The sequence below is a fragment of the Oribacterium sp. oral taxon 102 genome (assembly GCF_013394775.1).
In the GTDB taxonomy this organism is placed as follows: Bacteria; Bacillota; Clostridia; order Lachnospirales; family Lachnospiraceae; genus Oribacterium.
Map to the genome: position 1 here is coordinate 578,626 of NZ_JABXYT010000001.1, position 22,590 is coordinate 601,215.

Annotated in this window: 19 protein-coding genes and 2 pseudogenes; 15 read left to right on the forward strand and 6 right to left on the reverse strand. The window is 50.9% G+C overall.

The window, feature by feature from the left end:
- Positions 1-98: 98 nt before the first annotated feature.
- The 13 genes and pseudogenes from ruvX to HW273_RS02725 form a co-directional block, all read left to right on the forward strand.
- Entirely contained in the window at positions 99-557 is a 459-nt protein-coding gene (gene ruvX / locus HW273_RS02665) for a Holliday junction resolvase RuvX (RefSeq protein WP_179010314.1), read from the forward strand.
- A gap of 6 nt (positions 558-563) precedes the next feature.
- Positions 564-830, forward strand: coding sequence for a DUF1292 domain-containing protein (locus tag HW273_RS02670; RefSeq protein ID WP_179010315.1), 267 nt, complete (start codon positions 564-566; stop codon positions 828-830).
- A 229-nt stretch (positions 831-1,059) separates the two neighbouring features.
- Positions 1,060-2,766: a ribonuclease J gene (locus HW273_RS02675; RefSeq protein WP_179012401.1), complete on the forward strand. Its 1,707-nt coding sequence runs from the start codon at positions 1,060-1,062 to the stop codon at positions 2,764-2,766.
- The gene (locus tag HW273_RS02680; protein WP_179010316.1) at positions 2,766-3,263 is read left to right on the forward strand and encodes an endolytic transglycosylase MltG; all 498 of its coding nucleotides are present in this window, start codon (positions 2,766-2,768) and stop codon (positions 3,261-3,263) included. The genes HW273_RS02675 and HW273_RS02680 overlap by 1 nt, the downstream gene beginning before the upstream one ends.
- A 16-nt stretch (positions 3,264-3,279) precedes the next feature.
- Positions 3,280-3,930: an O-methyltransferase gene (locus HW273_RS02685; RefSeq protein WP_179010317.1), complete on the forward strand. Its 651-nt coding sequence runs from the start codon at positions 3,280-3,282 to the stop codon at positions 3,928-3,930.
- Positions 3,931-3,980: 50 nt separating this feature from the next.
- A complete protein-coding gene (locus HW273_RS02690; RefSeq protein ID WP_179010318.1) occupies positions 3,981-5,213 on the forward strand; it encodes a peptidase U32 family protein in 1,233 nt (410 codons plus the stop codon).
- Positions 5,214-5,235: 22 nt separating this feature from the next.
- The gene (locus tag HW273_RS02695; RefSeq protein ID WP_179010319.1) at positions 5,236-6,096 is read left to right on the forward strand and encodes a YdcF family protein; all 861 of its coding nucleotides are present in this window, start codon (positions 5,236-5,238) and stop codon (positions 6,094-6,096) included.
- A gap of 141 nt (positions 6,097-6,237) precedes the next feature.
- Entirely contained in the window at positions 6,238-9,180 is a 2,943-nt protein-coding gene (locus HW273_RS02700) for an insulinase family protein (RefSeq protein WP_179010320.1), read from the forward strand.
- Between the two features lie 25 nt (positions 9,181-9,205).
- The gene (era, locus tag HW273_RS02705; RefSeq protein ID WP_179010321.1) at positions 9,206-10,114 is read left to right on the forward strand and encodes a GTPase Era; all 909 of its coding nucleotides are present in this window, start codon (positions 9,206-9,208) and stop codon (positions 10,112-10,114) included.
- Positions 10,115-10,762 (forward strand): DNA repair protein RecO, encoded by a 648-nt coding sequence (gene recO / locus HW273_RS02710; RefSeq protein WP_179010322.1) that lies wholly within the window; start codon positions 10,115-10,117, stop codon positions 10,760-10,762. It abuts the gene before it with no gap.
- A gap of 315 nt (positions 10,763-11,077) precedes the next feature.
- Positions 11,078-12,619, forward strand: a complete 1,542-nt coding sequence (gene guaA, locus HW273_RS02715) for a glutamine-hydrolyzing GMP synthase (RefSeq protein WP_179010323.1) — start codon at positions 11,078-11,080, stop codon at positions 12,617-12,619.
- Between the two features lie 275 nt (positions 12,620-12,894).
- Complete coding sequence (locus tag HW273_RS02720; RefSeq protein ID WP_179010324.1) at positions 12,895-14,031, forward strand: cation diffusion facilitator family transporter; 1,137 nt, start codon at positions 12,895-12,897, stop codon at positions 14,029-14,031.
- Positions 14,032-14,107: 76 nt separating this feature from the next.
- Positions 14,108-14,278: pseudogene (locus HW273_RS02725) on the forward strand (transposase); the annotation flags it as partial.
- 333 nt (positions 14,279-14,611) lie between these two features.
- Here the strand turns inward: HW273_RS02725 and HW273_RS02730 are convergent.
- The 6 genes from HW273_RS02730 to HW273_RS11835 form a co-directional block, all read right to left on the reverse strand.
- Entirely contained in the window at positions 14,612-15,022 is a 411-nt protein-coding gene (locus HW273_RS02730) for a hypothetical protein (RefSeq protein ID WP_179010325.1), read from the reverse strand.
- Positions 15,023-15,039: 17 nt separating this feature from the next.
- Positions 15,040-15,999 (reverse strand): sensor histidine kinase, encoded by a 960-nt coding sequence (locus HW273_RS02735; RefSeq protein ID WP_243206727.1) that lies wholly within the window; start codon positions 15,997-15,999, stop codon positions 15,040-15,042.
- 70 nt (positions 16,000-16,069) lie between these two features.
- A complete protein-coding gene (locus HW273_RS02740; protein ID WP_179010327.1) occupies positions 16,070-16,750 on the reverse strand; it encodes a response regulator transcription factor in 681 nt (226 codons plus the stop codon).
- Positions 16,751-16,774: 24 nt separating this feature from the next.
- Positions 16,775-18,901: an ABC transporter permease gene (locus tag HW273_RS02745; RefSeq protein ID WP_179010328.1), complete on the reverse strand. Its 2,127-nt coding sequence runs from the start codon at positions 18,899-18,901 to the stop codon at positions 16,775-16,777.
- Positions 18,891-19,670, reverse strand: coding sequence for an ABC transporter ATP-binding protein (locus tag HW273_RS02750; RefSeq protein WP_179010329.1), 780 nt, complete (start codon positions 19,668-19,670; stop codon positions 18,891-18,893). Before HW273_RS02750 ends, HW273_RS02745 begins: the two co-directional genes overlap by 11 nt.
- 165 nt (positions 19,671-19,835) lie before the next feature.
- Positions 19,836-20,138, reverse strand: coding sequence for a UPF0236 family transposase-like protein (locus HW273_RS11835; RefSeq protein WP_179010330.1), 303 nt, complete (start codon positions 20,136-20,138; stop codon positions 19,836-19,838).
- Between the two features lie 681 nt (positions 20,139-20,819).
- Between HW273_RS11835 and HW273_RS11840 the strand changes: the two are divergent.
- Both HW273_RS11840 and HW273_RS02765 read left to right on the forward strand, forming a co-directional pair.
- Positions 20,820-21,158: pseudogene (locus HW273_RS11840) on the forward strand (IS1096 element passenger TnpR family protein).
- 42 nt (positions 21,159-21,200) lie between these two features.
- Positions 21,201-22,562, forward strand: coding sequence for an exopolysaccharide biosynthesis polyprenyl glycosylphosphotransferase (locus HW273_RS02765; protein WP_179010331.1), 1,362 nt, complete (start codon positions 21,201-21,203; stop codon positions 22,560-22,562).
- Positions 22,563-22,590: the final 28 nt, after the last annotated feature.

Here is a 22,590-nt window from a genome sequence, read left to right on the forward strand (position 1 = left end):
CGGGCAGAGCGTAACGCAGGAAGACTTTGATCCGGGGTGAGCTGTGCGTGGGACGGATACGGCAGGGCGGATTGTCCCTGTCTCGAAAAGGGTGGGCTATGCGTATTTTAGGCTTGGACTATGGCTCCAAGACAGTGGGGGTGGCGATCACGGATCCGACGGGACTGATCGCCCAGCCCCTCGTGACCCTGAAGCGGGAACGGGAGTCGATGCTCCGGAAGACATTGAAGGAAATTGCGGAGCTGGCAGAGCGGTATCAGGCGGAGCGGATCATTCTGGGACTTCCTTTTAACATGGACGATACGGAAGGTGAGCGGGCAGAGAAGACGAGAGCCTTCCGCAGGCTGCTCAGTGCCAGGGTGAATGTGCCGGTGGAGCTTATGGATGAGCGCCTGACGACGATGGAGGCGCGGGAGATCCTGGATGAGAGCGGGGTTCCGCGCGCAGAGCAGAAGCGGGTTATCGATCAGGTGGCGGCGCAGCTGATCCTCGAGGCGTATCTGCACGAGAGGGCTATGGAGGAGGCGAAGCAGCCGATTTCGGGAAAGGAAGAATAGGATAATATGAGTGCAAGCACGATCAGGCTGCAGTCCGAGGACGGCAGTCTGGAGCTGGAGATCCTCGAAGAGACGACGGTACAGGGCGTAAACTACATTCTGGTAACGGACGCGCCGGAGGATGCAGACGGTGTCTGCTATGTAATGAGGGATATGTCCGCGCCGGAGGATGCCGAGGCGGACTATGAGTTTGTTGAAGAGGAAGAGGCGGATGCCATTATGGACGTATTCGCGAAGATTCTAGAAGGAGAAGGAATTACCATTGAGAAATAATACAGTAAATAATACAGTGAATACGGCAGGAAGGCGCGGAGAGAAGCCGACAGAGCGGCAGAGCGGAGTACGCACTGCGGAGAACACGGTAAGGAAGGGCGGCAGACGGAGCGGCAGAGCGGAGAGCAGCCGCATGGAGGAGCGCCGTAGCGAGAGCGGTCGGGAAGTGCGGAGAAGCGGAAACGGAAGGGATCATACGCCGCGGGAGACGAGTTGGGCGGAGGAGCAGATGGAGAGCCGTGCGCACAGCCGCAGAGCGCCGAAGGCGACGAGCCGCGGCAGGGTGAAGCTGATCCCGCTGGGCGGTCTGGATCAGATCGGCATGAATATTACGGCGGTGGAGACGGATGAGAATCTCTTCGTCATTGACTGCGGACTGTCCTTCCCGTCCGACGATATGCTGGGCATCGATCTTGTCATTCCGGATATCAGCTATCTGAAGAGCCGGATGGAGAAGATCCGCGGCTTCGTCATTACCCATGGACATGAGGATCATATCGGAGCGCTTCCCTATGTGCTTCAGCAGATCAATGTACCGGTCTACGCCACGAAGCTGACCTGTGCCCTTATTGAGCGGAAGCTCGTCGAGCGGGGTATAGACAAGAAGGTCAAGCTGAAAACGATGAAGTTCGGTGAGTCTGTCAGCTTCGGCGACCTGAAGGTCGAGTTTATCAAGACGAACCACTCGATTCAGGACGCGGCGGCGCTTGCCATCCACACACCGGCAGGCGTCATCATTCACACCGGAGACTTCAAGGTAGACTACACGCCGGTATTCGGAGATCCGATCGATCTGCAGCGCTTCGCGGAGCTGGGCAGGAAGGGCGTGCTCGCGATGCTGTCCGATTCGACCAATGCGGGCAAGCCGGGCTCCACGATGTCCGAGAAGACGGTAGGGCATACCTTCGATATGATTTTCTCGGAGCATAAGCACAGCCGTATCATCGTCGCGACCTTCGCATCGAATGTAGATCGTGTGCAGCAGGTCATCAATACCGCGGCGAAGTACAACCGTAAGGTCGTGGTCGAGGGGCGTTCAATGGTCAATGTCATCGGCGTCGCTTCGGAGCTTGACTATATCAAGATTCCGGAGGGAACCCTCATTGACATAGAGAATCTGAAGAACTATCCGGATGAGCAGACGGTTCTGATTACCACCGGCTCGCAGGGAGAGTCGATGGCGGCGCTGTCCCGTATGGCGAACGGGATGCATCGCAAGGTTCGCATCTCGCCGAACGATGTCGTCGTGATGTCCTCTCATCCGATTCCGGGAAATGAGAAGGCGGTTGACCGCGTTGTAAATGAGCTCTACAAGCAGCACGCCGAGGTTATTGTGCAGGATACCCATGTTTCCGGACATGCCTGCGCCGAGGATCTGAAGCTGCTGTATACGCTGGTGAAGCCGCGCTATGCGATCCCGGTGCACGGAGAGTATCATCACAGGCGGTCTGCAGCGAAGCTCTGCGAGGCGGTCGGCGTCGATAAGGACAAGTGCCTGATGCTGGAGAATGGAGATGTCCTCGAGTTCGATGCGGACGGGGAGGACATCAAGGCGAGCGTCAAGGAGCGTGCGCAGGCGGGCGGCATCTTCGTAGATGGGCTCGGTGTCGGAGATGTAGGGAACATCGTGCTCCGTGACCGGCAGAATCTCGCGCAGAACGGCATTATCGTCGTCGTGCTGACGCTCGAGAAATACAGCGGACACCTGATCTCCGGACCGGATCTGATCTCCCGCGGCTTCGTTTATGTCCGCGAGTCGGAGGATCTTCTGGAGGAGGCGAGGGTGCATGTGCAGAACGCCGTGGATGACTGCCTCGTCCGGCATGTGAACGACTGGGGCAAGATCAAGAACATCATCAAGGACAGCCTCACGGACTTCCTCTGGAAGCGGATCAAGAGGAATCCGGTGATCCTGCCGGTCATCATGGAGGTATAATGGAAAGGCAGTCTTCCGTTGAGAGCATGTCGAAGGCGATGATCGAGATCGCCTGGCGGGTGATCATGCTCTCTGGCGTGATCTACCTCACGATGCTGGGCATCACGAGGGTGTACAGCTTTGGGCATGGTCTGCTCTACGACCATGCCATGGAGGCACCTCCGGGGACGGATGTCGATTTTGAGATTCGTCTCACAGACGATCGGGACAGCATCGGTGCGCGGCTCCAATCGGAGGGACTGATCGACAACCTTTCTGCCTTTTCTCTTCAATCGCGGCTTTACAAGACGGACTTCGAGCCGGGCAGCTATACGCTGAATACCTCGATGACGCTGAGCGAGCTCCTGAGCTACCTGAGCGAGGAGGGGCAGAAGCAGAGGGAGCTGAAGGAGAAGAAGCTTGTAGCCGAGAGCGTTTCTCCCATAGAGACGACGGAGGAGGCGGAGGTGATCGGCGGAAATGAGGACGTCATCGGCGGGAACGAGGATGTCTCCTAGGGAAGAGGTAAGCTGTTTGATCACAGAAGAAAAGCTGGTAAAATTCATACATTCCCTGGAGCCGGATCGGAGTCCGGCTCTGGAGAAAATACGGAGAGAAGCGTCTGCTGCGGCAGTCCCGATCATTCGGGACGAGACAGCGGCGCTTCTCAAGTGTTTCATCCGGATGAAGAAGCCGAAGCGGATTCTGGAGATCGGAACCGCCGTCGGCTATTCCGCGCTTACCATGGCAGAGTGTATGCCGTCGGACGGCGCGCTCTGGACGATCGAGAACTATCCGGAGCGGATTATGCGGGCGCGGCGGAACTTTACGGAAACGGGCTATGGCAGCCGCATCCATCTGCTCGAGGGGGATGCCGGAGGATGGATCCGGAGCTATGCAGAGCAGGGGGAAAAGTTTGATCTGATCTTTCTGGATGCCGCGAAGGCGCAGTATCCGCTGTGGCTGCCGGAGCTCCTCCGGCTGCTTCCGGCGGGCGGCGTACTGCTGAGCGACAATGTCCTGCAGGGCGGCAGTATTGCGGAGAGCCGCTTTCAGATTGAGCGGCGGGAGCGGACGATTCACAGCAGGATGCGGGAGTATCTCTTCCGCCTGAAGCATGAGGAGGGTCTCGAAAGCGCCGTCATTCCGATCGGAGACGGGCTTTCCGTTTCCGTGAAAAAATGAGCGGCGGAGAGAGGTAAGGACAGAGCAGCAGGGAAAGGAATGATAGAGAATTGAGGGGAACAGAGCTTTTGGTTCCGGCGGGATCGCTGGAGACGCTGCGGGTGGCAGTGGACTATGGTGCGAATGCCGTTTATCTCGGCGGGGAGGCATTCGGGCTCCGCGCGAATGCGAAGAATTTCACAATACAGGAGATCCGCGAGGGGGTTCGGATCGCGCATGAGAAGCGGGTAAAGGTCTTCGTGACCGCGAACATCCTGGCGCATAACTATGATATGCCGGGTGTGCGGGAATATTTCACAGAGCTTCGGGATACCGGGATTGACGCGGTGCTGATCGCCGATCCGGGTGTATTCATGCTCGCGAAGGAGCTGCTTCCGGAGACGATAGAGCTTCATATCTCGACGCAGGCAAACAACACGAACTATGAAACCTTCCTTTTCTGGCATCGCCTGGGCGCGAAGCGCGTGGTCTGTGCACGGGAGCTGAGTCTCTCGGAGATTCGGGAGATTCGGAGACGGGTTCCGGAGGAGATGGAGATCGAGGCGTTTGTCCACGGCGCGATGTGCATGTCCTATTCCGGACGCTGCATGCTTTCGAACTATATGACCGGCAGAGACGCGAACCGCGGAGAGTGTACGCATCCCTGCCGCTGGAAATACAGCGTGCAGGAGGAGAGCCGTCCGGGAGAGTATTTCCCGGTATTCGAGAACGAGCGGGGAAGCTTCCTTTTCAATTCGAAGGATCTCTGTATGATCGAACATATTCCGGAGCTGATCGAGGCGGGCGTGAATTCCCTGAAAATTGAGGGAAGAATGAAGACCGCGCTCTACTGTGCGACGGTGGCGAGAACCTACCGGAGGGCGATTGACGATTATCTGGAGAGCCCGGAGAGGTACTGCGCGAATATGGAGTGGTACAAGACGGAGATCGGGAAGTGCACCCACCGCGAGTTTACGACCGGCTTCTACTATGGGAAGCCGCAGGCGGAGGATCATATCTATGATTCCAGTACCTATGTGACCGGCTCGACTTACCTCGGCACGGTGCAGGAGAGCGACGGGGCGTGGTGCTATCTCGAGCAGAAAAACAAGTTTTCTGTCGGAGAGCAGCTCGAGATCATGCAGCCGGACGGCACGGATATCCTCGCAGAGGTGCTGGAAATCCGGGACAGCGAGACAGATCTCCCGCAGGCATCCTGCCCGCATGCCCGGCAGCGGCTGAAGGTCAGGCTGAGCGTCTGCCCTGTGCCCGGCAATTTGCTTCGTGCCGGAGGGGCATCCTGAGTATTCCGAAGAGGAGGAGAGTATGGAGCTGTACTTTGCGATCTGCGGGATCGCCGCACTGTCGTATTTCATACTGATTCTGTTTTACAATGGGATCTGCTCCTTTCTGTGGTTCTGGCCGCTGCTTTCGGCAGTGCATTTTCTGCTGCTGGCACTTACCCGGGTAATCCGGCGGAAGAAGCGGCGAAAAGAGGAAATCCGGCTCGCGCCGGCGGTATTTCTGTATACGAGCTATGGGCTTTTGATGCTGGTTCTGCTCTCAACGCTGGCGTTGATTTTCTCCCACGCAGGAACGACGGAGGAGCGGAATCTCGACTATGTGATCGTACTGGGAACCGATCTCCGTAACAATCGCCTAACGAATTCGCTGCGGGCGCGGCTGGATCGTGCGCTGGAGTACCACAGAGAAAATCCGAAGACGGTGTTCGTGCTGTCCGGCGGGCATGGCGATTACAATACCAGCACAGAGGCGGGCGTGATGTATTTCTACATGATACAGCACGAGGTGCCGCAGCGGAAGCTGCTGATGGAGTTCTATTCCGCCTCGACGCAGGAGAAGGTAGGGTATTCGATGCAGACGATCCTTCAGGATCAGAGGGAGCTCCTCTCCGGAGAGTCCAGCTATGATAGGGGCAGAGGCATCGGCGATGATGCAGCGCTGTATCCGGAGGATACGGAGGTGATCCTTGCGGAGGATCGTCCGCTCCGGATCGGGATACTGACCTCGGAATGGAATCTCTATCGCGCCTCCTGTATGGCGGAGCGCTATGGGGTCGGAACGACCTATCCGATCGGGGCGCGCAGCGATGAGCTGATGCTGCCGCACCTCTCCGTCAGGGAGGCGGCGGCGATCCTGAAGGATCGTCTGGTCGGAAATATATGATGCGCTCCATATGACGCGCATATGACTGCGACGGCATTGCCTGCGGGAGCGCCTTTTGGGGGTGCATGCCGATGGCACGGGAATGATAAATAAATCAGCGCTTCCTTGGGAGTGGGAAAGGTATTGCAGAGGAAAGAAAATATGAAGAATTATGAGCTGCTCGAAGAAAAGAGGCTTCCGGAGATCGACAGCGAGGCGTGCGTTTACCGCCACAAAAGATCCGGCGCGCAGGTTTTCACAATGAAGAATGCGGATGAGAATCGCGTCTTCAGCATTGCCTTCCGAACGCCTGCGGAGGATTCCACGGGCGTCGCGCACATTATGGAGCATTCCGTGCTCTGCGGTTCCGAGCGCTTTCCGCTGAAGGATCCGTTCGTGGAGCTGGCGAAGGGCTCTCTCAATACCTTCCTGAATGCCATGACCTACCCGGACAAGACGGTTTACCCGGTGGCATCCACGAATGAGAAGGACTTCGAAAACCTGATGAACGTCTACATGGACGCGGTGCTGCATCCGAACTGCCTTCGGGACGAGCGCATTTTTCGGCAGGAGGGATGGCATTACGAGCTGGAGAATGCGGCATCAGAGCTTCGCATCAACGGCGTCGTGTATAATGAGATGAAGGGTGCATTTTCCAGTCCGGAGTCGGTGCTGGAGCGCTACATCCTGCATTCGCTCTTTCCGGATACGAGCTACGGCAACGAATCCGGCGGCGATCCGGAGATGATTCCGGAGCTGAGCTATGCGCAGTTCTGTGCCTTCCATGCGCGCTACTATCACCCATCCAATTCCTATATTGTGCTCTACGGCGATCTGGACATGGAGGAGCGGCTGGAATGGCTGGATCGGGAATACCTTTCTCAGTATGCGGCGATTGCTCCGGCGTCGGAGCTTCGGCGGCAGACCGCCTTTTCGAAGCCGATCCGGGAGGAGATCCGGTATTCTGTCGGGGAGAAGGAGCCGGTGCGGAAGAGCACTTATCTCTCCTATAATATCGTGATCGGGGACAATCTCGATGCGAAGCGCAACATGGCATTCTCTGTGCTTGATTACGCGCTGCTCTCCGCACCGGGCGCGCCGCTGAAGCAGGCGCTCCTCGAGGCGGGAATCGGAGAGGATATCTTCGGCGGCTTCGAGGATGGAATCCTGCAGCCGTATTTCTCCATTACGGCGAAGAATGCGGCAAAAAAGGACGAAAAGCGTTTCGTGCAGCTGATTACGGAGAAGCTCCGGGCGCTTTCCGAGCAGGGGCTGGACAGGAAGACGCTGCTTGCGGCGATTAACCATGATGAGTTCCGGTGCCGGGAAGCGGACTATGGCAGAACGCCGAAGGGGCTTATCTACGGGCTGACTGCATTGGATAGCTGGATCTACGGCGAGAAGCCGTGGCTTCATATCGAGACGGAGCAGTTCTATGCGGTGCTTCGGGAGGCGGCAGAGCAGGGATATTTCGAGGCGCTGATCCGGGAGTATCTGCTCAGAAACCCGCACAGCTCTCTGGTCGTCGTATCACCGGAGAGGGGGCTTCATGAGAAGCGGGAGCAGGCGCTTCGGGAACAGCTCGCGGAGCGAAAGGCGGCGCTGTCCGAGCAGGCGCTTCGGCAGCTGATCGACGATACCGGTGCGCTCCGGCGTTACCAGGAGGAGGGAAACAGCGAGGCAGCACTTCGGACGCTGCCGATCCTGTCCCGAGAGGACATCGATCCGAAGGCGGCGGAATACCGCTATACGGTGTCCCGGGCGTCAGGCATCCCGCTGCTCTCCTCCGAGCTTCCGAGCAGAGGCATACTTTACCTTCGCCTGAATTTCAATACCGCTGCCCTGACGGAGGAAGAGCTTCCCTATGCGGCACTGCTGAAGACCGTGCTCGGCTACATGGATACCGGGAAGCACAGCCTGCAGGCTCTGAGCTCTGAGATCCTGCTCCATACCGGCGGGATCAGCTTCGATATGACGGCATATCCGGACCTTCGAAGCTATGAGCATTATACCGGTGTATTCAGCGTCGATCTGAAGCTCCTCCGGGAGGAGATCGGAACAGGGCTTTCTCTGGCGCAGGAGATCCTGCATCAGACGAGATATGCGTCGGAGAAGCGGATGATGGAGATCCTCAATGAGAGCCGCTCGAGGGAACGGATGCGCGCGCAGGAGAGCAGTCATACCTATGCGGTCAACCGTGCAACATCGGGCTTCTCCGGGACGGCACGCTATCAGGAGCTCTGCGGCGGGATCGCATATCTATGGTTTGTCGAGGAAATCGCGGCGAGCTACCGGAGGGCGCCGGAAAAGCTCACAGCGAAGCTCCGGGAGGTCAGCGCGAAGCTGTTCCGAATGGAGAATCTCTTCCTTTCTGCGGGCGGAGAAAAGAGCTGCCATATGCGCTTAGATACGCTCCTGCCGGAATGGAAGCGGGCGTTCGAGGAGAGCTACGACAGTATGGTATCCGGCATGGGATGGCGGAGAGAGACAGCTCCCGCGGGGGCGCAGCTCCTGCTTTCCGGAAGCCGCAGGGAGGGCTTCGGCATGAGCTCACAGGTCAACTATGTGGCGCAGACGGGCCGCTTTGACACGGAGAAGCTGCCCTATACCGGCGCGCTTCGGGCGCTGAAGGGAATCCTGAACTATGAATACCTCTGGAAGAATCTCCGGGAGAAGGGCGGCGCGTACGGCTGTATGTCAGGCTTCGGACGGAGTGGTGAGGGCTATCTCGTCTCTTATCGGGATCCGAAGCTGCGGGAAACGCTGGAGGTTTACGAGAGGCTGCCGGACTATATCCGCAGCTTTACGGCGACGGATCGGACGATGATGAAGTACATTATCGGCGCGATTTCCGAGCTGGATACGCCCCGCACGAACCATGCGAAGTCGCTTCTGAATCTGAGTGCTTACCTCTCCGGTGTGACGGAGGAGCTGCTGCAGCGGGAGCGGGAGGAGCTTCTGCATTGTACTGCCGCGGATATCCGGGCGCTGGTTCCATATGTGGAGGCGATCCTCGCGGATGGGGCGTCCTGCACGATCGGCGGCAGCGCAGCGGTCAGGGATGCAGGAAGCGCCTTTGACAGCGTCGAAGCGCTCTTCAGCTGAGAATGAAGGAGAGAAGGAGAAGGAAATGCCGATGACAAAATCAGGCTTCGTGGCATTGGTGGGACGCCCGAACGTAGGGAAATCCACGCTTATGAATGGGATCGTGGGCCAGAAGATCGCGATTACCTCCCGGAAGCCGCAGACGACGAGAAATCAGATTATGGCGGTCTATGATGATGCGCGCGGACAGATCGTTTTTCATGATACGCCGGGCATCCATAAGGCGAAGAACAAGCTTTCGGAATATATGGATCATGTCGCGGAGAAGGCGCTCGGGGATGTGGATCTCGTGCTTTGGCTGGTAGAGCCGAGCAGCTTCATCGGAGAGGGAGAGCGGCATATCGCCGAGGTGCTCTCCCACAGCCGTAAGAAAAAAGTGCTGGTCATCAACAAGATCGACACCTTAAAGGATAAGGAGAAGCTCGATGAGATCATCGGGAGCTACCGGCAGCTGCTGGAGCTCTCGGATGTGATCGCAGTATCGGCATACCGGAAGCAGGGCATGGAGGAGCTGAAGGATCTGATCTATCGCTTCCTTCCGGAGGGGCCGCGCTATTATGACGAGGATACCGTGACGGATATGCCCATGCGGGACATCGCTGCGGAGCTGATCCGGGAACAGGCGCTGTACAAGCTGGATAATGAGGTTCCGCACGGCATAGCGGTGCTGATCGAGGAGATGAAGCAGCGCCCGAACGGTCTCTGGGATATCAAGGCGAGCATTATCTGTGAGAGGGAGGCGCACAAGGGCATCATTATCGGAAAGGGCGGCGCTATGCTGAAGCGTATCGGTACCGGTGCGCGTCTGGAGATCGAAAAGCTCGTCGAAAACCGGGTGAATCTGAGCCTTTTCGTGAAGGTGCGCAGGGACTGGCGGGAGAACAGTTCTTATCTGAAGGAATACGGCTACCGCGAGGACAAAGAGCGGTACTGAATGAGGGAGGAGCTGGAGCTTCACGGGCTGGTACTCTCCTCCCGGCCTGTGAGAGAATTTGACAAACGCCTGACGCTTCTGACGAAGGAAGCCGGTAAGCTGACGGTCTGGGCATCCGGTGCCAAGAAGCCTGGCTCGCCGCTGATGGCAGGAACGAGAAACTTCGTGTTCGGCACCTTCTTCCTGCATAGAGGAAAAAACGGCTATAATCTGCAAAGCGTCGGGGTGCGGGAATATTTTACGGAAATTGCGCTGGATCTGCGTAATGCCTGCTATGGCTCCTACCTGCTGGAGCTGCTGGACTTCATCGCGCAGGAGGAGCTGCCGGCAGAGGAAATGGTGAATCTGCTCTACCTTTCCCTTCGTGCGATCCTGAATCCGAGCCTGCCGGACGAGCTGATCCGCCGGATCTTCGAGCTTCGCCTGCTCTATCTGAACGGCGAATACACGGAGAAGCCGCCGAATCCGTCCAGCGAGGCGTGTGCCTACGCGTGGAGGTATATTCTGGAAAGCCCGCTCCGGAAGCTCTATACCTTCACCTTGACAGAGGAGGTGCTGAGGGAGCTTTCCGATAATGTGGATGTGCTGCTGCGGGAGCTGCTGCCGTACCGTTTCAAGAGTCTGGAGGTTCTGCGCGCCATCGTCTGAGACGCGGTGCGGCATTTCGTCGGATTTCCGCTTGAAAGCGGCGCGCATTCCGCTCTATAATGTGGGAATAGTCCAGCTGAAATGCGCTCTGTGCAGGGTGTGGGATAAAGCGGCTGCTGCGAAAAGTACGGGAACCGTTTAGGCAAGCCATTCACGATTCGCTGAAACAGAAACGATTGCTAGGAATTTGAACCTCCATGCCGAAAGCTTCGGAGAAGCGAAGCATCGCGAGAGAAGGATACGATTGGTGCTGCCGAGGCTTTTCGGCATGGAGATTTACTTGATCGGAGAGGATTCCGATTCGGAGGATGCAGAATGACAAAGGAACGAATAGTAGTATTGGATTTCGGCGGGCAGTACAATCAGCTGATTGCGCGCAGGGTCCGTGACGAGGGGGTCTACGCGGAGGTATATTCTTCCGACATCGGACTGGACAAGCTTCGCGAAATGAAGCCCAAGGGCATCATCTTCACCGGCGGACCGCAGTCTGTCTACAAGGAGGAGAGCCAGCATATCGATCCGGCGGTCTTCGATATGGGGATCCCGATCTTCGGCTTCTGCTACGGCGCACAGCTGATCGCCTATGAACTCGGCGGCAGGGTGGAGACTGCGCCGGTGAGTGAGTATGGCAAGACGGACGTTACGGTGGATACCGCTTCGGTGCTGTTTCGGGAGGTATCTCCGATAACGAAGACCTGGATGTCTCACACGGATTATATCGCGGAGGCTCCGGCGGGCTTTACTGTGACCGCCCGTACGCCGAACTGCCCGGTTGCTGCGATGGAGAATCCGGAGAAGCAGATCTATGCCGTGCAGTTCCATCCGGAGGTGCAGCATACCGCCGAGGGGCGGCAAATGCTGCACGCCTTCCTCTATGATGTCTGTCATTGCAGCGGCGATTGGAAGATGGACAGCTTCGTAGAGGATCAGATCCGTGCAATCCGGGAGCGGGTCGGAGACGGGAGAGTCCTGCTGGCACTCTCCGGCGGCGTGGATTCCTCCGTGGCGGCGACGCTGATGGCGAAGGCGATCGGCAGGCAGCTGACCTGTGTCTTCGTGGATCATGGGCTGCTTCGCAAGAATGAGGGCGATGAGGTCGAGGCGATCTTCGGCCCGAACGGCAGCTATGAGCTGAATTTCATCCGTGTCAATGCCGGTGAGGAATACTTCGAGAAGCTGCGGGGCGTTTCGGAGCCGGAGCAGAAGCGCAGGATCATTGGCGAGCAGTTCATCCGCATCTTCGAGCGGGAGGCGAAGAAGATCGGCGCGGTGGATTTCCTCTGCCAGGGCACGATCTATGCCGATGTCGTGGAGTCCGGTCTGGGCAAGGGGGCGGTCATCAAATCCCACCACAATGTCGGCGGGCTTCCGAAAAACATCGAGTTTAAGGAGATCATAGAGCCGCTCCGCCTGCTCTTCAAGGACGAGGTTCGCAGAGTCGGTCTGGAGCTCGGACTGCCGGACTACCTCGTATTCCGTCAGCCCTTCCCGGGGCCGGGGCTGGGCGTCCGCATCATCGGGGAGGTCACGCCGGAGAAGGTGCGGATCGTACAGGACGCAGACTTCATTTACCGCGAGGAGATCGCGCGAGCCGGTCTGGATCGGAGGATCAGCCAATACTTCGCCGCACTCACCAATATGCGCTCCGTCGGCGTCATGGGAGATTTCCGAACCTATGATTATGCCGTAGCGCTCCGCGCCGTGGAGACAGACGATTTCATGACAGCGGAGACCTCTGACATTCCGTTCGAACTCTTGCAGAGGGTGATGAACCGCATCGTGAACGAGGTGAAGGGCGTCAACCGCGTATTCTATGACCTGACCAGCAAGCCGCCCGGGACGATAGAGCTCGAGTAACAGCAACAAATATGTTTCTGTTGTAAAATCGTTGAAAATACTGCATTTTAACGGCTCGAGAAAACAAAAATCTCCTGACTGATACTGTTTTGATACTAAAAGTAAGAAAAAGTAAGTCTGAAAGGGAGTTGTTGAATTGAGCGAGCTTTACAAGCGATACTTATTGTTCAAAGGGCAATAAGGTAAGAAATAATAGGAAGCCTTCCATCGTTTTGGTGGGAGGCTTTTGTGGAAATAGCAGGTGGTAAATTAGAATTTGTGAAGGAGGATTGAAAATGGAGAATAAGACAGTGCCAGTAAGTTTAGAAGAAAATCGCGATAAAGTAATCATTCGCACCAGTATCATAGGAATTCTGACCAATATATTGCTTGCCGTTTTTAAGGCGGTAATTGGCATTCTATCCAATTCCATTGCCGTCACTTTAGATGCCGTGAATAATCTGTCGGATGCCCTGTCCTCTATCATTACGGTCATAGGGACGAAACTCGCCGGGAAGCTTCCCGACAGGAAACATCCGCTCGGATACGGCAGGATAGAATATATCAGTGCAATGATTGTTTCTGGAATCGTACTCTATGCAGGCATCACGTCCGAGGTAGAGTCAGTCAAAAAGATTATTCACCCGGAAAAGCCGGATTACAGTATCATTTCACTCGTTATTATTGCCGTAGCCGTCATTGTCAAAATTATTCTCGGAAGATATGTGAAAGCAAAAGGCGAGCAAGTCAATTCCGGGTCTCTGGTTGCGTCCGGTTCCGACGCAATGTTTGACGCCATCCTATCTGGCTCCGTGCTGGTTTCTGCAATTATTTATATGCTGAGCGGTCTTTCACTTGAGGCATATGTAGGCGTTATCATAGCAGGTTTCATTATCAAGGCTGGGATTGAGATGATGATTGAAACACTGAATGAAATCTTAGGTGTAAGGGCAGATAAAGAAAAAACAGACAGGATCAAAGAGCTGCTTTCTGATGAGCCGGAGGTACGAGGCGCCTACGATTTGATCATGTATAATTACGGTCCTGATAAAGATTTCGCTTCTGTTCATCTTGAATTACCCGATACGATGACAGCAAAAGAAATCGATAAGCTGACAAGAAAACTGGAAAGAAAAATTTACAGAGAAACCGGCGTTGTTCTTGCCAGCGTTGGCTTGTATTCTTATAATACTGGCAACGATGAAGCTGCAGATATCCAGAAAGATGTCCGTGAGCGAGTTATGGCACATGACTGGGCTGTTCAGTTTCATGGATTCTATGTCGATGTAGAAAAAAAGGAAATGACCTTTGATGTTGTAATGAACTTCAATATTAAGCCAAAGGAAGGAATTCAAATCATATACGAAGAGATTAAGAAGGCTTATCCAGAGTACGATATTCAGATCGCACTGGATGTGGATGTTTCTGACTAAAAGACAAAGCCCGGTTTGTCGGGCTCATTCGAAAAATTATATAGCAAAAGCACATGTTAAGAGGGAGTATCCTAAACCGGTTTGTCGGCTGATCTATACGACAAACGCGATCGAGGGATTCAACCGCCAGCTGCGGAAAGTGACCAAGAGCAAAACCATCTTCCCATCGGATGACAGTCTCCTGAAAATACTGTATCCGGCAATGATTGATATCGCGAAGAAATGGACAGGGCATTGTCAGGATTGAGGTCAGATTCGTTCCCGGCTGGAGATCTACTTTGAATAACGGCTGGAATCCAGACGTTATTTCTGACATCTCCGGGATGGCTGAAATGGCGTAACACAGGGGTCTGAGGCGCGCAGCCCCTGACTCTGTATTGACATGCACAAATGCCGCGATATAATGCGGATAATGGGCAAAGCCGATATCATCAGTCTTGCCCCAGTGTATCAATTGACAAATCTTATATCAGTTTTTAGGGTTTACACAAAACTTGAAACTGTCTCTTTATTTTTCATTTGATTTCCCTCAATATGCTCAAATATTCTTATTACTTTGCATCTCGATAAATGATTGGCATTAAAACTTTTTCTTTTTGGCAGTTATCACAATGATGACTAAAAGAATACTGATGCCAACGCTGGCCATGATATATACCCCGTTATAAAATGAAAGGTACTGATTTAATAGTAAGGCCAATTTTCCCTCCGTATGCATGGCCTTCAACCCTTTTAATAAAACTTTTTCAATACAGCAAGGGATGATCAATGCTGAAATGTAAAAAATTCCACTATATCTTTCTGGCGACATGATGAGATATACTGCACATGCAAGATATGGAATAACCGATAAACAAACTCCCGATATAGTGGCGTTCAAAAAGCCAAACGTAATAAAGATTATCCCAATAAGAAGATACATTAAAAGAATGATTATCCAGCTCATAAGCATTTTCTTGAAATGATTCTGTTCTGCGGTTACTCTTTTCACACATACGCTCCTTTCTGTTAACATTTTTTGATTTCCGGAAAAGATAAAATGACTATTGTACCGCTTCCTGAATAAGATTGAATTGCCAAATCAATAGATAAATCTTTTGCCATTTTATTTGCAAGATACAGTCCCATTCCTGTCGAACGATTGATATAGCTTCCTCTGTCTCCGGTAAAACCTTTATCAAAGACAAACGGCAGATCTGATTTTGGAATACCCAGTCCATTATCTATGATAGATAAGATAATTTGCTTTCTTTCCGCATCATGGCAAATCTGAAAAGTCAGAGTTGGTGTTCCCTCTTTCTTTACATACTTAACACTGTTATTTATTGCCTGACCGATAAGAAACAATAATCCCTTTTTATCGGATAAAACTTTGAAATCAGCGGAAGGAAATATTATATCAAATCCGGCTTCTGTCAGCAGCGATTGATGTTCCTCTGTCACCTCTTTGCATATAGACAGAAGAGAGACAGACTCCCAGTAATAATCCTTGTGATCAGTTCCCAGACGAGAGAAGTACATGATCTGTTCTACATTCTGCTGTATATGATCTTTAATGTATTGCATTCTCTCAAATACATCAGGTGTCATTTCTTCTTTTCGATTATCCAGCACCAACGCCATTAAAGCTAATGGCTCCTTTATTTCATGAACCCATTTTTCGATATATTCTTCATAATCCGCGATCTGATTCCTGCTCTGGGCAAGTTTATCATGCTGTTTTCGCAAATGTGTCCCAAGGATATGAATAAATGGATGAAGAATTTCCGGTGCACTTTCACATAATGCATATTCATTTTCATCATCCGGTTCCGGTAAAAAATGTCGGAAAGCATTTTCCCGCTTTTTATACTGATATAGGAATATGCTTACCGGGACTAAAAGAGTGATGGCAGAAACCAACAGCATCAACCTGATTAAAACCGCAAATGATTTCGGATATGCCAGCCATGCAAACAGAATAAACATGATGTCCATCCACAATACGGCAAATATCCATTCCCTATAGGACGAAAAATAGTCCCTGATAACCCGTAATTTATTCCTCATTCTTTCTCAGACGATATCCTTTCCCACGTATGGTTTCAATCCGATCATCCAATCCCATATCTTTCATGTCTCTTCGGAGACGGGTAATGTTAACCTGCAGTGCATTTTCATCAATATATATATCCGTCCCCCACAATTCTCTTGCAAGTATATCTTTGACAACCATATCAGGGAAGTGTTTCAACAAAGAAAGAAGCAGCTTCCCTTCATTTGGAGGAAGAACAAAGGAATGCTCTTTTGTGTAAACAGTAAAGGTACAGGAGTCCAGATGAAAGTCACCGCCATTGACCAGCCCTTTCCGCTTCACCTGATCAGCTCTATTTAGAAGATTTTCAATACGTGCTAATAAACGTCTGGAATTACAAGGCTTTGTAAGGTATTCATCAGCGCCTAACCCAAGAGCGTGTAACTCATCCTGCAGCCTGTCTCTTGCCGTTAATATCAAAATAGGCCAAATTCCAATTCCATTCAGTTTCCTGCATATTTCAAAACCAGATTGAACAGGAAGGTTAATGTCCAGTAATGTCAAATCTGGAGACCTTTTTTTAATTTGTTCCGAAATCAAGTTGAAATCCGTTATAGAATCCACTTCATAGTTGCTTTTTTTCAGAAGCCGCTCCAGTTCCTCTCTCATATAAATATCATCTTCAACAATTACAATGCGCTTCAAAATTGACCACCTTCTTAAATTTCATCAGGAATTGGGTTTCCACTTCAGTTCGGTTATTTCTTTGTCTGCCGTTTTTGCAATCACGAATGCATAGATTGTAAGTACAAGAATGACGATTCCGAACAGAAGCAGATTCATCCGGTTCATTGCTGCGGTCTGGTTCTTCACAGGAGCCATATCCTTTTCCATTAGCTTCATTCCGACAAATCCACTGACGCAGGCAGGCAGCAAAGGAATCATAAAATAAATCCGAACCTGCTTATAGATGGATTTTTTTATCTGTTTACGCCTTGTTCCAAGGAAGGAAAGGATCAAATACCTTTGCTTTGTTGTCTGCATTTGTGTCAGAAAATGTAACGCAAGCAAAGCACACGCAATGATCAGCAACATAAATCCCAGATACAGTGTGATATAACTTCCTGTGACGGCACGGAATAATTGTCTGCCAAAGTTATTCAGATAACTCTCATATGTGAATCCGGAGGAATACAAAATATTATTGACCTTCATAATGGAAGAAATCATTCCATCAGTTTTAAAAAGGCTTTTCGGTACACAGAAATTCCAATAAATTTCAACGGTATCAGAATTTACATATTTCTGATATACGTTGTCCGGAACAATCAAAGCAGTGCTTACCCTGGCGTTCCTGTCCGCCGTCAATCCCTTCATTGGAACGGATGACACAACGGAATAAACATCTTCCCCGATTTTAATTTGAGATTCTTTCTCTGAATCTGTTGCGATTTGTGTCAGTTTTTTTTGTACATCATCTAATATTGATTCGGAAAAATCCGGATTTATATAAAGCACACACTCATGATCAGATAGTTGAAGCATTTGTTCCCCGGCAGAGTCCAGTAGCTGGTTGTATTTTGAAATCGGGATCAGCTTTGGAGAAGATCCTGTTTCATCTATAATGGATAAAAGATTTAGTTCTGCTGCTTGATCAGGTCCTGTATAATAGCCGTTTGAATCAGCTGTGTTGGGATCTACTGCGCCCTTTGGGAGTGCAGAAACAACCTGTTTACGCAGTTCTGACCAATCAACGGTTAGACTGCTCTTTATTTGGCCAGTTTCCATTTGATTCAATCCGGACACATATGGCTTCATTTTTTCGGAGGACAAATATTCTTTTATATCTTTATCATTCCCATATACCGTAAAATCATAAACATCCGTGCTGCGGTCAAGCGCATTTCTATAGATGGATAAATACATGGGGCATGCGGAAATGAACATCAGTGTAAGCGCCATCAGAATAGAAGCTGCCGAAATAGAGATATATTTATTGGTGACATTTTCCTGAAGCTGTCGCAAAGTAAACGTGTAAAGCCCATGCGTGGATTTTTCCCTTTTTAAAGTTGCAAGCAGGCTTAGCAGTCTTGAAGATCCGCAAATCAAAAGTATCGTACCGGTAATCCCTGTTAATACAACAAGCAAAAAGATCATTCCACCTGCATCTGTCAGATGGTTCCATAATAACCAATAAGTTATAAGCAGCAAAGCAATACCTGTGATCAGCGCGAAGGCATTTTCCTTGATTTTTCCGGTTTTGTGTTTCTTCTCTGCGTTCCCGTAAAGCAGAGAAAACAGTTCCTGATGAAAGAGGCGACTGCCCAAAAAAGCGAGAGCAACAGCCTGTATCACAAGAAAACCGATCGTTGTCCAAAGAACTGCTGATATAGAGAAACTGGATTGGTGTGAAATGATTCCCTGACCAATCAGACGCGATGTTACCAGACTGACTATTTCAGACAAAAATCCCCCGCAGATAATTCCTGGAAAAATGGAGAATATTGCGGATAAAAGTGCCTCCTCCATAAGATATAAAAACAGCTGCTTCTTTTTCATACCAAAGAGAAGGTAAAGACCTAATTCTCTGCTTCGGCATTCTAATTGATATTTATTGGCAAAAATAACCAGAAAAAGAACAAACAGTAAGGCTGATATATATACCGCAGGCATAATTGCAGCAAGGAGTCGATTCACTGCGCTGCTTTCAAACTTACGGAGAAACAGCATGACATCCTGACGCCCAAGAGATAATGCAATATAACAGGCAGCAATGGCAATGACCATGGTAAGAAAATAAATCAGATTGTCATGACGGTTTTTTTTGACATTTCTCAAGATTACTTTAAAGGACATTTGCACTCCCTCCTCCCATTTGAGCCATCACCTGCATAATCCGTTTATAGAAATCTTCGCGCGACTCTTCCGGCTGTTGTTTCCGGAGTTCGTGGAAAATAATTCCATCCTGGATAAATAGGATTCTGCTGCAAAAGCTGGCCGCGTTGGGATCATGAGTCACCATCAGAATCGTACATCCTCGTTTCTGATTCATTTCATGCAGCTTTTCCATAAGCTGTCTGGCCGATTTTGTATCCAAAGCTCCTGTTGGTTCATCTGCCAGAATGATGGAAGGGTCAGAAATTAGACAGCGTGCTGCCGCAACCCGCTGCTTCTGTCCTCCTGACATTTGAGATGGAAATTTTGAAAGAACCTCTCTGATTCCTAAAAATTCAGCAATTTCGATTACTTTTTTTTCTGCCTCGGATACCTCTGTATTGTGAATGGAGAGAGGAAGAAGGATATTCTCTTTTCCGGTCAGGTTATCAAGAAGGGCAAAATCCTGGAACAGATAACCAATTTTATTTCCCCGATATTCTGCAAGATCATTTTCATCAAACGCACTGATGCTTGTTCCAGAGAGCAGGATCTGTCCTGATGTAGGTCTGATTATTGTTGCGATGCAATTCAGCAATGTCGTTTTTCCAGAACCGCTTGCTCCCATAATTCCCAGCAGTTCCCCCTGCAAAACATTAAAGGTAATCCCTTTTAATGCTTTGGCTGAAACTCCATCTTTCTCATATGATTTATGCAGGTTCTGTACTTCTAACAACTTTTCCTGATTCATAAAATGCCTCTCTTTCGATATTTATTGTTCTTAATAAGGTGAGTATATTTCACAGGGACCTGTTTAGCCACTTACAATGTTTGTAAGGTTTCACGGACTGGTGATATGTGTTCAAAATGTATACAAATTTCTGCGCGATTTTGCTGACCTCATGATTCGCATGATCTATGTACTTTCCCCATTCGCTGTAAATCGTTTCTCCAAGCTTGTGAGGATCAATGATGAATGTATCTTCAGCACCGGCAGCCTTAGGAAATTTGTCGATTTGTTGATGAATAAGGTCTTACGATACTGGACAGTACCCAAAGAAGTGACCAGCTGCTTCGAATCCTTCCGGACAACGTTCCATTTCTCAGACCGCTTCGGACTTTTTCGGATAGCCTCATCATAGTTTTCCGGTGTTTCAGTAATTACATCAAGCCCCGGACGGAGCACAATCTCTTTGATGGCATAAATGAAATCCGCCATATCTTTGGTTCTGATGAATTCATCCTCGGCTTTTCTGAGATTTTTAATGCCTGCCGTTTCAAACCAAATGGCCGTTTTCTATTTTATTGGCTGGACCTATCCTGCAAAAGCTTTACGCTGGCATACTCCCGATGCATAGAGTTTGCCATCCTTCGTCGGGATCTTAGTAATATCCGTGACGCATTTCTTAAGCGGCTTCTCAGAACGAAAATTGCGTTTTAGAAGATCATCGGACTTCCTGGCATTTTTATCCGTCTTCGTGATCCCGTTTGCTTTCCGCTGCGCTCTGTGGCGTAGTCCGATCCCATCCATGATCCTGTAGACGCTCCTCTCGCCGGGGATTTTTGCTTCTGGATACTTTAGCTTCGGTGCATCATGCATCCGGCTGCGGCCGTAGGTATCCCGGTGCTTTAAGAAGCAGTAGAAGCCCTGCCGGGAAATATGAAGCACACTGCAATAAAACGCGATCTTTCCCTTTCTCCGGCCGCCGTCCGTCTTTCGGTCAAGGAACCGCATCCTCAGACCTTTGGAGACTTCCGGTAAGCTTACTCTGTCCGGAATTCTGATCAGCCTTGACGACAGAGGTCGAAATATGGCACAATATGACCACCTGAAGGAAAAGCCATGAAAAGATACACACTGAAGGTGTACCTGACAGGCAAGGGACGGGAAGTGTACAAAATGATCGAAATATCAGAAAAGAATACGCTCGATCAGTTGTGTGCTATCATTTTGGAGAGCTTTGGCTTTATAGACGGGCATCTTTATGAATTTTGCATAGATAATAGGGGGTGTACAGCGACTTCGCTTACCGGTCTGACCCGGAGAACGGTGTCCCGTTGACAGCGAACAAACCGGAGAAGTTGGGATTTTAAAGGGCAGACGTTTTCCCTCCACTATGATTTTGGCGATGATTGGATGTTTGCCATCCATGTACAGAAGATTTCCGAGGAAAAGGAGAGAATGACGGCACTCATTGTCAGGAGCAAAGGGGGAAATCGAACAATATCCCGATTATGATGAGATGTATGAATATGAAGAGGAAGATGATATAGAGAATACATGAATACAAAACAACGCTGGAAACACAGCCTCAGATATATCTATATTGCACTTTGTCTCCTCAGCGCCTTCGCATCGGCCTCGGGGAATTGGTACCTGAATGTAGCGCCGTACTGGAGTGAGGGATTTTTCGGCAGCAGGACACTGGTAACGGTGGGACTGCTTTTCGTGCTGGTATACTTTTTCTTCGCGAAAATGTATGAGGCGTATAAGATCGGGATTTTTCGTCTGCGGGAGCTGATCTTTTCGCAGATGCTGGCGTATCTGGTCGCTGACTTCTTTCTGTTGGTAGCGATGTTCTTCTGGTTCCACAATTTCAGCAGGATAAATCTCTGCTATTTTGCAGGCATCTTCTTCCTTCAGCTGCTGTTCATGCTGGGGATTACTTTTCTCTTTAACCGCTTCTATGCGCACTTCGACGAGCCCAGAAAAATCATGATCGTATATGGGGCACAGGGCTATCAGAGGCTTGTGGAGAAGATGCGTGTATTTACACGACGCTACCGGATCGTTTCGATTATTTCGGAAAAGGAAATCGCGGGCAGCTTTCCGGAGTCACTTCCCGATGCAGAGGATGTTTATCTATGGGAGGTGACGGCAGGTGTGAAGGAGCAGCTCATCATTGCCTGTGATCGCATGCATAAGGATGTTCATGCTTCTATGGAGCTTGGAGACATTCTCCTGATGGGGAACGAGGTTTCCCACTCCTTTGATACGCCGTTCTGGCGAAACAGAAAAATCCCTGTAGTCTGGTACTATCCGATTGTGAAGCGGGCGATGGATATCCTCCTCTCTCTGATGGCGCTGCTTCTCCTTTCCCCTTTGATGCTGGTAACCGCTGCAGCAATCTATGTCTATGACCGCGGACCTGTGTTTTACAGTCAGGAACGTCTGACGAAGCAGGGGAAGATTTTCAGGATTTATAAATTCCGGAGCATGCGTACAGATTCCGAGCGAAATGGCGCGCAGCTCTCTACTGTGCATGACCCGCGCATCACACCGGTTGGAGAGCTTATCCGGAAGTTTCGGGTAGATGAGCTGCCGCAGCTTCTGAATGTACTGCTGGGGGATATGTCTATTGTGGGGCCGAGGCCGGAGCGTCCGGAGATCGCGGCAGACTATGAGAAGGAGCTGCCGGAATTTTCCCTTCGCTTGAAGACGAAGGCGGGGCTGACCGGTTATGCGCAGGTTTACGGGAAATACAATACCACGCCTTTGGATAAGCTGAAGCTTGATCTCATTTATATCTCGCAGCGTTCGATCCTCTTCGACCTTCGAATCATGGTTTATACGCTGAAGGTCATATTCAAGCCGGAAAGCACCGAGGGAATTGCGGATGATCAGACAAATGCCATGAGATAGGGGGGCGGAATGGACTGTAGAGAGGGAC